Source organism: Pseudomonas marginalis, from assembly GCF_008692035.1.
Lineage (GTDB): Bacteria > Pseudomonadota > Gammaproteobacteria > Pseudomonadales > Pseudomonadaceae > Aquipseudomonas > Aquipseudomonas marginalis.
The window spans coordinates 996,258-1,009,775 of record NZ_VTFG01000001.1; the positions used below are offsets into that span (position 1 = coordinate 996,258).

The 13,518-nt window shown below is 62.9% G+C and carries 13 protein-coding genes; 7 read left to right on the forward strand and 6 right to left on the reverse strand.

Annotated features, from left to right (window positions below):
* Positions 1–16: 16 nt before the first annotated feature.
* Positions 17–694 (forward strand): aspartate/glutamate racemase family protein, encoded by a 678-nt coding sequence (locus FX984_RS04305; protein ID WP_027608462.1) that lies wholly within the window; start codon positions 17–19, stop codon positions 692–694.
* Here the strand turns inward: FX984_RS04305 and FX984_RS04310 are convergent.
* Positions 651–1,343: a glutathione S-transferase gene (locus tag FX984_RS04310; RefSeq protein ID WP_146476143.1), complete on the reverse strand. Its 693-nt coding sequence runs from the start codon at positions 1,341–1,343 to the stop codon at positions 651–653. The two genes, FX984_RS04305 and FX984_RS04310, sit on opposite strands and share 44 nt — an antisense overlap.
* A 139-nt stretch (positions 1,344–1,482) precedes the next feature.
* On the opposite strand from FX984_RS04310, the gene FX984_RS04315 reads away from it, so the two are divergent.
* From FX984_RS04315 to FX984_RS04340, 6 genes are all read left to right on the forward strand, one after another.
* Positions 1,483–2,046: a TetR/AcrR family transcriptional regulator gene (locus tag FX984_RS04315; RefSeq protein WP_027608464.1), complete on the forward strand. Its 564-nt coding sequence runs from the start codon at positions 1,483–1,485 to the stop codon at positions 2,044–2,046.
* Between the two features lie 202 nt (positions 2,047–2,248).
* The gene (locus FX984_RS04320; RefSeq protein ID WP_146476141.1) at positions 2,249–3,304 is read left to right on the forward strand and encodes an AMP-binding protein; all 1,056 of its coding nucleotides are present in this window, start codon (positions 2,249–2,251) and stop codon (positions 3,302–3,304) included.
* A 10-nt stretch (positions 3,305–3,314) separates the two neighbouring features.
* Positions 3,315–4,091 carry an ABC transporter ATP-binding protein gene (locus FX984_RS04325; protein ID WP_027608466.1) on the forward strand — a complete coding sequence of 259 codons (777 nt, stop codon included), beginning with the start codon at positions 3,315–3,317 and terminating at the stop codon, positions 4,089–4,091.
* Positions 4,092–4,093: 2 nt separating this feature from the next.
* Positions 4,094–4,975, forward strand: coding sequence for a branched-chain amino acid ABC transporter permease (locus tag FX984_RS04330; protein ID WP_027608467.1), 882 nt, complete (start codon positions 4,094–4,096; stop codon positions 4,973–4,975).
* Between the two features lie 22 nt (positions 4,976–4,997).
* Positions 4,998–6,065 carry a branched-chain amino acid ABC transporter permease gene (locus FX984_RS04335; RefSeq protein ID WP_027608468.1) on the forward strand — a complete coding sequence of 356 codons (1,068 nt, stop codon included), beginning with the start codon at positions 4,998–5,000 and terminating at the stop codon, positions 6,063–6,065.
* 28 nt (positions 6,066–6,093) lie between these two features.
* Positions 6,094–7,425, forward strand: a complete 1,332-nt coding sequence (locus FX984_RS04340) for an ABC transporter substrate-binding protein (RefSeq protein ID WP_092485010.1) — start codon at positions 6,094–6,096, stop codon at positions 7,423–7,425.
* Between the two features lie 26 nt (positions 7,426–7,451).
* Here FX984_RS04340 and FX984_RS04345 read toward each other — a convergent pair whose 3' ends face one another.
* The 5 genes from FX984_RS04345 to FX984_RS04365 form a co-directional block, all read right to left on the reverse strand.
* Positions 7,452–8,618 (reverse strand): alpha/beta hydrolase family protein, encoded by a 1,167-nt coding sequence (locus tag FX984_RS04345; protein WP_027608470.1) that lies wholly within the window; start codon positions 8,616–8,618, stop codon positions 7,452–7,454.
* Positions 8,619–8,643: 25 nt separating this feature from the next.
* Positions 8,644–9,618, reverse strand: coding sequence for a VOC family protein (locus tag FX984_RS04350; RefSeq protein WP_027608471.1), 975 nt, complete (start codon positions 9,616–9,618; stop codon positions 8,644–8,646).
* Positions 9,619–9,783: 165 nt separating this feature from the next.
* Positions 9,784–11,208, reverse strand: coding sequence for a carbohydrate porin (locus tag FX984_RS04355; protein WP_146476138.1), 1,425 nt, complete (start codon positions 11,206–11,208; stop codon positions 9,784–9,786).
* An 81-nt stretch (positions 11,209–11,289) separates the two neighbouring features.
* Positions 11,290–12,528 (reverse strand): MFS transporter, encoded by a 1,239-nt coding sequence (locus FX984_RS04360; protein WP_027608473.1) that lies wholly within the window; start codon positions 12,526–12,528, stop codon positions 11,290–11,292.
* 48 nt (positions 12,529–12,576) lie between these two features.
* Positions 12,577–13,518 (reverse strand): NAD-dependent epimerase/dehydratase family protein, encoded by a 942-nt coding sequence (locus FX984_RS04365; protein WP_146476136.1) that lies wholly within the window; start codon positions 13,516–13,518, stop codon positions 12,577–12,579.

Here is a 13,518-nt window from a genome sequence, read left to right on the forward strand (position 1 = left end):
GCACTGGAAACAGCCCATGCGCATCGCCTGCCTTCATACCGCAGCCAGCAATATCAGCGTGTTTGAAACCGCCGCGAAAGCACTGGGTATCGGCGCTGATGTGCTACGCCATGAAGTGCGCGCCGACCTGTTGGCTGCTGCCGAAAACGCCGGTCATCTGAGCGCCGACATCTGCGCATCCACCGCATCAGCCCTGCTTGCACTGGCTGAACAGGCCGACGCCGTGGTGCTCACCTGCTCGACCCTGGGTCCGGTCGTTGAAGGTATCTCCAGCAGTGTCCCGATCCTGAGGACAGACGAAGCGCTGGCCGCCTCGGCGGTGCAGGCGGGCGGAAAAATTGCGGTGCTGTGCGCGGTGGAAACCACCCTCGAACCGACCGCGCGGCTGTTTCACAAGGCCGCGCTGCAATCGAACGCGGTCGTCGAAGTGCGGCTGGTTCCGGGGGCATGGCGCTTGTTCAAGGCGGGTGACATCGACGGCTACCTGGCGACAATCGCCAAAGCTGCCGATGCCGCCTATAGGGATGGAATGACACGGGTTGCGCTGGGCCAGGCGTCGATGAGCGCGGCCGCCGTGCAGGTAACGGCCGGCCCGCTGCCCCTCACCAGCGCAGCGGCCGGGCTGGCGGCCGCTATGCGGGCCGTTGCCCTCAGTGCGGTTGTGCAACCATTGCACGCCAGGCCTGAACGCTAGGTCGCTCGTTGACCCTGGCCTGCCAGGCGCGCAGGGCTTCACACGTCTGCGGCACCGGCAATTGCACCAGGTCCGCGAAGATCATGCCGCCGAGTAACGCGATATCGGCCATTGAGAAGGCATCGCCTGCCACAAAGGCGCGGGTCTTGAGCACGTTATCGAAATAGTGCATCCCCCTGACCGCCTTGTCCCGCATGCGCATGCCCCATTCGGCGTTCTGATAAAGCTCGACCTCAGGCCCAAGCCCAGGGGTGGCATGATGGAAATACACGCTGACCGCATCCATCAATTCAATCTCTGCGCGCTTGGTCATCATGTGGATCAGGCCTTGCTCGGTCGGCGTCCTGCCGGTGAGGGTCGGGTTGCCATCGAGCGTGTCCAGGTACTGGGTGATAGCCGTGCATTCAGCGATGAACGTGCCGTCGTGCAGTTGCAGCACTGGCAGGGTGCCGGAGTAGTTGAGGGCCAGGAACTCAGGTTGTTTGTGCTCCCCTTTCCATAGGTTGACCGACACGAACTCAACGCGCGGCAACAGATCTTTCTCGGCCAGCGCTATACGAACGCGCGCTGGATAGGGGCCGTTGTACCAATCATAAATTTTCATCAACGGAGGTTGGGATACGTCGGGTTGTGGTTGTTGGAACGTCATGATCTGCTCGCCTACCTGTCAAATGGTAGGTAGAGATTGAAGGTATTATTTCAGGCCGTCAAGCATTACCTACCAGTTGGCAGGTAAAACCTTATCAGCGTAGAATTCGCCCCTACCCACATTTAAGAGCAATCCACCCGTGAGTGAAAATGCCCGCGAAGCGATTCTGGAAGCCGCCAGACTCGCCGCTCAGCACTACGGCTACAGTGGCATCAACTTCCGCAGCATCGGCGAAACGGTGGGGATCAAGAACGCCAGTATCTATTACCACTTCCCGAGCAAAGCCGATCTCGGCGCAGCCGTTGCCAGGCGCTATTGGGAAGACGCCGCCAGCGCCCTCGCGGCGATACGCAGCGAGAACCCGGAGCCGCTGCAATGCCTGCGTGCTTATCCGAGCATCTTTCGAAAATCACTCGAAGACGGCAACCGCTTGTGCCTGTCCAGTTTTATGGCGGCCGAATATCAGGACCTGCCGGAGCCGGTGAAGGAAGAGATACTGACGTTTGCCAATATCAACGTAGCCTGGCTGGGGGCGTTGCTTGCCGAGATCGAACCCGGCAATACAGAGGCATGCGAGCGTCGCGCGCGTGCCATCTACACCGCCATTGCCGGCGCGCAGTTGATTGCCCGCACCCGGGCCGATCTCGGTTTGTACGACGAACTGGTCCAGAGTTATCGGGACGCGGGGCTTATCCCGGCGTGACAAGCTGGAGCCCTGCCGGCGACAGGTAGCGCTCCAGCAATGGCCCCATCGCTGTTGGCCCAACAACACTGCTTGGACAGCTTGTGCTGAATCAACACACGCCTCCTCCCCAAAAAATCCACATATCCCATTGAAATAAAAGCATTTAATCCTCTGGCATGACGCGTGCAATCGCCTTCGCATACTGACGAAGGATACCCCCATGCCCCAGACACTGCCCCAAGCGCTGTTGCGCCAAGCCCACACCCGAGGGTCGGCGATTGCCTTGCGCTTCAAGCGCCTGGGTATCTGGCATGAGCGCAGCTGGAGCGAGGTGGCGCACGAGGTCAGCCAGCTCGCTGCCGCCTTGCATCAGCGCCGCTTCGGGCCTGACGATAACCTGTTGATCCTCAGCCAGGCGCGCCCCGAAGCGTTGCTGCTGGCGCTGGCCGCGCAATGGCTGGGCGCCAGCGTCACGCTGCTGGACCCGGACCGCGACAACCGGGCGCTGCTGGCCGGGCTGCGACCGCGCTTCGTGCTCGTGCAAGACCTGGAAGCGCTGCAACAACTCGGTGAACGCGGGGTGGTGGTGTTTCTTGACGGGCGTGGCCTGAGCCAGTTCGCAGACACCGATTTGATCGACTATGCCGAGCTGCGTGCCGATGCACCGCCACCCGCCCACGCCCCGCAGCCGAGCGACACCGCCTTCGTCTTTCATGCCGACACCTCCCTGCACTTGACCCACGGGCAACTGCTCGCGGGCGCGCGGACGCTGATCGACCGCGAACACCTCGGCGCCGACGACGAAGCCCTCGCCGCACGGGTGTTTGCCGCCAGCGGGCAGGCACGCTACCTGCTCGCGCCCTGGCTGCACGCCGGCTTTCGGCTGAACTTCCCCGAGGCCCTGGCCACCCGCGACACCGACCGCCGCGAGCTGGGCCCGACCCTGGTGCTGGGCACCCGCGAATCCTATGGGCGCCTGGAGCAATGGGTGCGTGAACGCCTGCCACTGCCGGGCAGCTTCAGCCATCGTTTATACGACTGGGCCATGCAGCCGCCCCCCTCCCCCGTGCGCCGCTGGCTGGGCCATTGGCTGGTGCGGCGGCCTTTGCTGGATGTACTGGGCATGAGCCGCCTGCGCGTGCCCTTGCTGGTCGGACCGCCACTGCATCCGGAAAGTGCCGCCTTCTTTGCGGCCCTGGGCATTCGTCCCGGCCATTGGCAAGAGCCGTCCACCCGCCACGAACCCAGTGACCACTTGCTGCCTCAATCTGCCTGACGAGCCTTCCATGCCCACACCCACTGAAGCGGTATTACTGCGGCTCGATGACATCTCCCTGTCGTTCAAGGGCATCAAGGCCATCACCTCCATCAGTTTCGAGGTCAAGGCCGGTGACATCTGCGGCCTGATCGGCCCCAACGGCGCGGGTAAAAGCTCGCTGCTCAACGTGATCAACGGGGTCTACCACCCCCAGGGCGGCAGCATCCGCTACGCCGGCCAGACCCGGCGGCGCATGCGTGCGCACCAGGCGGCCGAAGGCGGGATTGCGCGGACCTTCCAGAATATCGCGCTGTTCAAGGGCATGAGCGTGCTCGACAACGTGCTTACCGGGCGCAACCTCAAGCGCCGCAGCAGTTGGCTGGAGCAGATGCTGCGCGTGGGCCGTGCGCCACGGGAGGACGACGCCCACCGCCTGCACGCGGAAAAGGTGATTGCCTTCCTGCAGATCCATCCCTGGCGCCACGTGCTGGTCGGCACCCTGCCCTATGGCCTGCAAAAACGTGTCGAACTGGCCCGCGCCCTGGCCGCCGAACCGACCCTGCTGTTGCTGGATGAACCCATGGCCGGCATGAACGCCCAGGAGAAAGCCCAGATGAGCCAGTTCATCCGCGACATCAACCGCGAGTTCGGCACCACCGTGGTGTTGATCGAGCACGACATCGGCGTGGTCATGGGCTTGTGCGACCACGTGGTGGTCCTCGACTACGGTCGCAAGATCGGCGACGGCACCCCGCAACAGGTGCGCGCCAACCCCCATGTCATCGCCGCCTACCTGGGGACCTGAGCATGGAATTTTTCTTCGAAGTGCTGATCGGCGGCCTGCTGGCGGGCGTGATGTATGCCCTGGTAGCGATTGGTTTTGTACTGATCTACAAGGCCTCCGGCGTGTTCAATTTTGCCCAGGGCGCCATGGTGCTGTTCGCCGCGCTGACGTTTGTCAGCCTGTTGGAGCGCGGCTTCCCGTTTGCCTGGGCGTTCCTGATCACCCTGGCGAGCATGGTGGTGCTGGCGCTGCTGATCGAAAAAGTGGTGCTGCGGCCCTTGGTCAATCGCCCACCGATCATCCTCTTCATGGCCACCCTCGGGCTGTCCTACCTGATCGAAGGTTTCGCGCAGTTCCTGTGGGGTGCGCAGGTGCACGGGCTGGACCTGGGCATCGCCGACGAACCGCTGGAAATCCGCGGCATGCTGCTTTCGCAATTCGACCTGTTTGCCGCCGGCACCGCCGCCGCCCTGGTGATCGTGCTGTCGCTGCTGTTCAACAAGACCCGGGTGGGCCTGTCGTTGCGTGCGGTGGCCGATGACCCGCTGGCGTCCATGGCCATCGGTATTCGCCTGCCGCGCATCTGGGCGTTGGTGTGGGCGGTGGCCGGGTTCGTCGGGCTGGTGGCCGGGTTGCTCTGGGGCGCACGCCTGGGAGTGCAGTTCTCGCTCTCGCTGGTGGTGCTCAAGGCGCTGCCGGTGCTGATCATCGGCGGGTTCTCGTCCATCGGCGGGGCGATTGTCGGCGGCCTGATCATCGGGGCGGCGGAGAAAGTCGCCGAGATCTACCTCGGCCCGATCATCGGCAGCGGCATCGAGAACTGGGTGCCCTACGTCCTCGCGTTGCTGTTCCTGCTGGTGCGGCCTGCCGGGTTGTTCGGCGAGCGCGCCATCGAACGGGTTTGATTGTCCTTGGGGAAATGCCTGCATGTTGTATCAAGAAGTCGGTCAAATCAGCACCTCCTACGCGGCCGAGCGCCGCACCTTTCGCCTGCGCCAGGACCGCGTCGCGCTGTGGCTGCTGCTGGGCGTGGCGTTCTTTGCGGTGCCCTGGCTGGGTAATGACTACTGGTTCAGCGCGATCCTGGTGCCGCTGCTGGTGCTGTCGCTGGCCGGGCTTGGGCTCAACCTGCTGACGGGCTACGCCGGGCAACTTTCACTCGGCTCGGCGGCGTTCATGGCGGTGGGCGCGTTTGCCGCCTACAACCTGCAACTGCGCGTGCCGGGCTTGCCGCTGTTGGTGAGCTTTGCCCTGGGTGGCGTGATCGCCGCCGCGGTGGCGGTGTTCTTCGGCTTGCCGAGCCTGCGCATCAAGGGCTTTTACCTGCTGGTGGCGACCCTGGCCGCGCAGTTCGTGGTGGAGTGGGTGCTCACCCGCTTCAGCTGGTTTACCAACGACAACGCCTCGGGCGTGATCACCTCACCGCCGCTGCTGATTGCCGGGCTGGATTTCAGCTCACCGCGCGGCCGCTACGTGCTGACGCTGGCCGTAGTGGTGACGCTGTTCTGGCTGGGCAAGAACCTGGTGCGCAGCGAACTGGGCCGCAACTGGATGGCGGTGCGCGACATGGACACCGCCGCTGCGGTCATCGGCATTCGCCTGTTGAAGGCCAAGCTGCTGGCGTTTGCCATCAGCGGCTTCTACCTGGGCATCGCTGGTTCACTGTGGGCGTTCGCCTACCTGGGCACGGTCGAGCCCCACGGCTTTGACCTGAGCCGCTCGTTCCAGGTGCTGTTCATCATCATTATCGGCGGCCTGGGCAGCGTGCTCGGCAACGTCCTTGGCGCGGCATTCATCGTGTTGTTCCCGATTCTGCTGGCCAATCTCTTCGCGCTGTTGCCCGCTGGACTGATGGATGCCGGACAGCTGGAAAACATCCAGAAGATGCTGTTTGGCGCGCTGATCATCGCGTTTTTGATCAAGGAACCGGAGGGGCTGGCCCGTCTGTGGCAGCGCTTTCGTCAACGGGCCAGGGTCTGGCCGCTGCGTTACTGAACTCAATAACCCCCCAGGAATCACCTCCATGACACATCGCTTATCGCTGCGCCGCCTGGCCTTGGGCCTGGCCCTGATCACCGCCGGGCTCACGGCCGGCGCCCAGGCTGCCAACGAACAATACTTCCCGTTGCAGAGCTACCGGGTCGGCCCGTACGCGGCCGGTGGCACCGGTTTTTTCGGGGGCTTTATCGACTACCTGCAATACATCAATGCCAAGGGCGGGGTGAACGGCGTCAAGCTGACCTGGAGCGAATGCGAGACCGAGTACGTGGTGGAAAAAGGCGTTGAATGCTATGAGCGCCTCAAGGGTGGGCTCAACGGTGCGCCGGCCGCCGCCACCAACCCGCTGTCAGTCGGCATCGCCTATGCCACCCTGGACCGCTCCACCGCCGACAAACTGCCGCTGATCACCATCAACCATGGCCGCACCGATTCCACCGACGGCAGCGTGTTCCCCTACGTGTTCCCGCTGCAGCTCAACCCGTATTCGGAAGTCTCGGCGATCATCAACTACATCGGCCAACGCGAAGGCGGCGCCGACAAGCTCAAGGGCAAGAAAATCGCCGTGCTCTACCACGGCTCGCCCTACGGCAAGGAAACCAATGGCGTGCTCGAAACCCTGGCGAAAAACGCCGGCTTCGAACTGACCCTGCTGGAAGTGCCGCACCCCGGCAACGAGCAGCAATCGCAGTGGCTGAACATCCGGCGCCTCAAGCCCGACTGGGTGATCCTGCGCGGCTGGGGCGTGATGAACCCGGTGGCGCTCAAGTCCGCGCAGAAAGTCGGCTACCCGGCCGATCACATCATCGGCAATATCTGGAGCAACTCCGAAGAAGACGTGGTACCGGCCGGCGCCGCCGCCAAAGGCTTTATCTCGATCACCACCCACCCGTCGGGCACCGACTTCCCGGTGCTGCAAGGCATCCAGCAAAGCGTGGTAGACGCCGGCAAGGGCAACCTGGCCGACCCCAAGCGTTTCGGCACCGTGTATTACAACCTGGGCGTGGTCAACGGCATTCTCAACGTCGAAGCCCTGCGCCTGGCCCAGGAAAAATACGGGCAAAAACCACTGACCGGCGAGCAGGTACGCTGGGGCTTCGAACACCTGAACCTCGACGACGCACGCCTGCAGGCCCTGGGCGCCAAGGGCCTGGTGCAACCGCTGAAACTGTCCTGCGCCGACCACGAAGGCGGCGGCGCCGTGCGCTTCCAGCAATGGGATGGCCAACGCTGGAACCTGATCAGCGACTGGGTACAGGCCGACCGCGCCCTGCTGCGGCCGATCATCGAAGCCTCGGCGGCGCAGTACGCCAAGGAGAAAGGCATCACGCCGCGGGATTGCAGCAAAGAGCAGTAAGCCCGAAATAGACCGTTGTTGAGCGCTCACCCGGAGTGGGTAGTACCGCCCAGGCGCTCAGCAACCCAATCGGCAATCCAGGCGCCGGCGTTCGAGGTGTTGTCCAGGCTGCTGTGGTGGATACCGCCTTCACGCGGGGTGAACACCTTCAATTCGCGATCCGGGCTGTTGGTGAGTTGGTCATAGGACTGATGCGCGTACGCCAGCGGAATCTGTCGGTCGGCCTCGCCATGACTCACCAGAAACGGCACCTTGATACGCTCCATTACCCCGTTGAGGTGCACCTGCTCGGCGAGCGTCATGAACGCCTCCATGCTGCTCGCACCCCACACCCAGCACACGTGCTCCCAGTAGTGCGGCACCGGTCGTTCACCTTCGCGGGCCAGGCGGCGCTTCTGCATTTCGCCCCAGTTATGGTTCGCCCCCCACACTGCGCCCAGGGCGAAGCGCGGTTCGAACGCTACAGCGCGCGGGCAGTAATACCCACCCAGGGACACCCCCAGCAAGCCGATACGCAGCGGGTCGATTTCGCGGCGGGTTTGCAGGTAGTCCATCAGCGGGCTGGCCCACAGTTCGGTGTTGACGACTGCGGTCATGCCATGCAGGCGCAGGGCTTCGCCGGTGCCGGGCTGGTCGATGAACAGGCTGGAGATGCCGCGTTTGGCAAGCAATTGCGGGAACAGCCCGGCGCGATGGACCATCTCCTTGGTGCTGTCCAGGCCATTGATCACCACCAGACACGGCGCCGCGTCAGTTACGCCCTCAGCCGGGGTGAACAGCCCGGCGAGATGGGCACCGTCGTAGGGAATTTCAAACCGCCGGGTATTTTCGCCAGACAGTTCGACGCCTTCGGCGAAGGTGCGCAGAAACTTGGCGTACAACGCTTTGCGAGGCGCATGACCGTGAGCCTGCATACGCTCGGCAGTGATGAAATACACCGCCGCGCGGTTCAACTTGTCACCGGCGCTGAGCCACCTGCCGGCCGCCTTGTCTTCCTGCGCCAAGGCCACCAGGTTGTCGCCTCCAGCCTCCCAGGCGGCCATAAACGCCTGGGTGCCCGCATCGTCACCCTGGCGGGCTACCTCCAGCAGCGGCCGGCACATGGTGTCGATCTCGCCGATCTTGCCGCCCATCTCGATGGCTGCCGCAACTGCCAGGCTCCACACATAATTGGTTTCGAAATACTGGAACATGCTCATGGGTCAATCCTTGTGAAAATCAGCGGCGCATAGCCGGGAATTCGCCCTGGTAAAAGGTCACGTCCCAGGGAATGTCGTCCTGCATGAACGCAGGCGGGTTGCCCATCCACTGGGCCGTGCCGAAGCGAAACTCCCATTCGCGCGGTACCCAACTGTCGTCGAGGTAATCGGTGTCGGCGCCGTACTCGGCCTCACCACCGGTGGGTGAGTTGAAGTAGCAGAAGATTGCCGAAGCGATGCGGTGGCGGCCGGTACCGAGAAAGCCATGCTGCCAACCGCGTCGGGTCATGTAATTGGAGCCGACCATCACCTCGTCGAAGTCCTCGACCCCGAAGCAGGTGTGATGAAAACGCGGCACCCCGCCCGCCCCCGGTGCCTTGTTATTGAGCAGGAAGGTGTTGTGGTGCTCATTGGCACCGTCGGCGCGCAGGTAGGTACCCACGCCTTTCTGATGGTCGGACAGGCGAAAGTTCAGACGGTCGCGAAAGAACGCAAAGCTCTGCCAATAGTCATCCACGGCAAACACCACGTGGTTGATGGTTTTAGGTCGAGCCCGCGTGCGCCATTTGCGGTGCTGGTTGAGACGGTTGACGTTGCCGGCAGCGTTGACCGGGTCGGGGGCGTAAGTGACTTTCCTGCGGTTGAACACGCGAAGCCCCAAGGCCTGGCCGCAATCGCTGAGAAAGTGCCAGGCATCATCATCGCCCAGGAGAACCTCACGGTCGCTGGACAAGTCGGCGACCAGCCGCGCCAGGTTTTCAGCGTTGTCCACGCCCCAGATGGTCTCCTTCACACCGAAGCCTTCGTAGCGCGACGCCGGAATAGAGGGGTGATGCATTTCGCGCACGATAATGGTCGAGCCTTCCTCCAGTCGATACAGGCTTTCCTGATCGTTGGCACTGAGGCGCACCAGGCCGAAATCATCAAAGAAGCGCGAGGCCAGGGCCAGGTCCTCGACGCCATACAACAGGGTGTCGATGCCGATGATCGCCATCTCAGGTCTCCTGGAAAGTGAAATTGCGCTGCATGGTTGTGTCCTCGTCAAACAGGGGTCTAAGGCCAGAGTAAGAAGCCCGGCCCATGCCGACTAATCGTTTGTCGACATGGGTTCTATCCATGGCGTGGATGGCTTCAGGCGCCCGCCATGGAGTGCGGCGAATCAGTGACGGCTGTTCAAACCCAGCATCTCGTCGAATTGCACATGCAACAGCAGCCCGGCGGCATAACCATCGCGCGGGTTGACGCCGGTGTAGGGGTTCAACCAACTGCTGGCTCCCCACGTACGCAGCACGAAGGGGCTGAGGACGATGCTGTCGGTGAGGATGAAGTTGGCGTCCAGCGCGACCGCATACTCGTTGCGCCCGGGGCGGTAACTGCCACCGCCCGATGCCGCGTGGGCCTCTTCAAGGAAGCGTTGCTCGCGACTGGTCAGTTGTGCCCAGTTGACGTTCACCGAATAGCTGTCGAACGGTCGGCTGCGAAAGGGTGCGGAAAGAATCAGCCCTGCGTTGCCTTGGGTGCCGACGCCATTGGTGGTGCCTTCATCAAGTGTGTGGGTCAAGCTGGCATAGGCCGCTACCGCCGTTGGGTTGAGGTCTTGGGTGGCGCCGCCGTCCTGGCGCCAGACGGTTTTCTTGGCGCCCAGGTAGAAACCTGTCACGCCCTTGCGGGTATCGGCAGCGGCAGTTGTGTCAGTGACTTTCGAGGTGCCGTTGACCGTGAAATAGGGGTCGGTCTGTTGCCCGTTATTGTGAAAGCCCAGCACCTCGAACGTTTGCGGGTAGGCTTGCATGCGGTAGTCGGTGCGATAGGCCAGGTTCGCCAGGTACACCGTACTCAAGGTGCCGCCACTTTCGCCGACGCCGCGCTCCCAGCCATTGGTGAAGGGATAGGCATTGTTGCTGCGCCACGCACCGACCTGCGCGCGCACGGCGGGGCTGAAATCGTAGCCGACGCGCGCGCCCCAGTTGGCGTAGGGCGGCGGGTTGATACCGGCCGTGTCCTGCAGGATCGCGTTCACGCATCCCAGCGGCACGTTGCACAGCGGCAGCGCAAAGTAGTTGCCGGCGTTGCTCTTGCCCGCTTCGATGGACAGCTTGTCGTCGAGCAATTTCTGCTCGTAGGTGAACAGGCTCAGGTGGCTGACATTCGGAATGTAAGGGCCCGGTTTACCGGCAATCACATCACCCACCTGCCGACCGTAGTCCAGGTTGCTGGTCCAGGGCACGTACAGCTGCTCGAAGTGGATCGTCCCACCGGGCAGGCCAATGAGCTTGTCGAGGTTGAAGTCGGCGCCGATGGCAAAGATGGTCAGTGACTCGTGGTTACCGGTGTACAGGCCGGCGCTGGGGTTGCGCAGGTAAATCTCAGTCATCGACAGGTGCGGGCTCACACCATGGTCGTTGAGCCACTTGCCCTGCGCCTCAAGAAGCTTGCCACTTTTGGGTGGCACATTGGGCTCCACATTCAATACGCGCGGACCGACTTTTTCATTCGGGTACTCGTCGCTCGGCGCGTCGGCAGCCAGGGCGGGGCCTGCCGTCACGATGATCAATGCACAACCAACCACCATTCGAATCGTCATGTTCAGTCTCTTTTGTTGTTTTTATGAGATAAGGGGGCCTGCTCCGGTACCAGGGCACCGGAGTGTTCGGTCATTCCAGGGTCAGGCGTCTTCGAGATTGACGCCGGTCAGGCGCAGGTTGCGTGCCGCCCGGCACTTCACCAGGCTGGCGCCGAGTGCCAGCAGTACCACCGGCAGGCAGAGCCAGCCGGCCCAGCCAATGGTGGTGGCCAGGCTTCCGCTGACCTTGCCAACGGCCACGACCAGGATCGGACTGAAAAACATGCCCAGGCAGTAGCTGCCGTACCACATGCCAGTGCCCAACCCGCGGCGCTGCCACGGCAGTTCACGCATGTTCCAGATGGCCAGGGTGGGCAACATCAGGCCGCAGCCCAGGCCGTTGATTAGTGCAACAACCATGATTGCCTGCCAGGTGTGCATCGCCGGAATCAACAGAAAGCTGGTAGCGATCAGGCCAAAGGCCAGGGCCAGGCAATGGGGGGTACGCAGGCCCAGGCGAGTCAGCAGGTGCACGCTAAGAGTACCCAGCACGATCATCACGCTGCACGCCGACGCGACGAGGCCGGCGGTCTGCGGGGACGGTTCGCCGATGTCCCCGAGCAGGTAGGCCATCTGGATCTGCAGGATCATGAACATGACCGCGCCGATGAAGGTCACCACACAAATCCCCAGCATCAGCAACGGCCGAAAGCTCACGTTGTTGCGCGCCTGCTCTTCGTCCGACGCCATGCTGGCTGCGCGCGGTTCCCACAGCATGACCTTGCTCAATAGCGCCAGTGCCAGGGGCACCGCGTAGACTACATAGGGCATGCGCCAGCCAAGTTCACCCAAGGCGCCGCCTACCATGAAGAACAGGATCGCCGACGACGACGCAAAGGTGGTTTGCAGCGCCAGGTACTTCTGGCGTTGCGCACCGCTGTAGTAGTCGCCGATCAGCATGGTGCTGATGGTCACCACCACCGCCTCCACGCAGCCCAGGGCGATACGACTGACGATGATTGCGTAGAGCGAGTCGAGGAACATCGGCATCAGGCCGAACACGCCGTAGCCGACAATCGACGCCACCAGCAATTGCTTGCGCCCATACCGATCGGCCAACACGCCCACCAGCGGGCTGAGCAACGCCACCAGCAAGCCGGGAATAGTCAGTGCCACCGGGATCAGGAACTCGACGTTAGGCACGTCGGAAAAATGCGCCTGCATCTGTGGCAGGCTCGGCGCTACCACGATGGCCGCCATCGGTGACAGACAGTTGATCAACAACAACAGGTACGTAGCGAGGGTCGCCTTTGACTGGGTGACGCGGGTAGGAGCGTTCATGGCCTCTCCGGATTGTTATTATTAAAGGGTGAAACGCACGCTTGGGTATTACAACTGCAGGGTTCGCTCGATCAGTTGCTCGATGCCTCCATCATGGCGCAAGCCCAGGGCTTCGGATGCCTCGGCATGCAAGGGCGGATAGCGGCCGAAATTCGCCTCCAGGTGTTCATCAGGCTGGTACTCCACCTGTGCACGGCGGTCTTCGCCGAAACGCCTGCACAGCCCGTCGACCAACTGCGCCATACTCAGGTGCAACACCGGCAGCGCAAACACTCGCCGCGCCACCAGTCGCTCGGGCGCCAGCGTAGCGGCGTGCAGCAGGTTATCGACACAGCGTGCCGCCGACATCCACCAGGCCTGCGCCTGCGGCGATACCGGGCACTCGAAACGCGTGCCCGCCGCCAGCGCCCAGAACACCTCGCTCATGAACGCCGACAACAACCCGGAAGGTTGCGGCGGGCGGGCCACAATGCCCGGTAAGCGCAGGCTGATGCCATCGATCCAGCCACGGCGGCTGAAATCATCGATCAGCAACTCACCCATCAATTTCTGGGTGGCGTAACTCAATTGCGGGTGCAGGGGCGTGTGGTCGTCTACCGCGGTCGCCAAGGGCGAGCCATACACCGCGATGGTGCTGGCGAACACTACCCGCGCCGGGTTGGGTTGATCCTTGAGCCCTTCCAGCAACGCCAGCGTGGCGTCCAGGTTGACTCGACGGCCCAGGCTGTAGTCGCGCTCGGCGGCCCCACCGGGGATGCTCGCCAAATGGAAGGCGATATCGACCGGCGTTTCCAGGGCATCGGCCAGCAACCGCAGGTCGGCGATACTGCCGGTAAGGCAGCGCACGCGGGGGTCCGGCGGTATCTGAGGAAACGCCAGGTCCAGCAGGGTCAAACGTGTCCAGCCCGGCAGTGCATAGGGATCGGCCAGTAAGCGACGTACCAGGGTGGCGCCCACAAAACCATTGGCGCCGGTGATCAATACATGCAT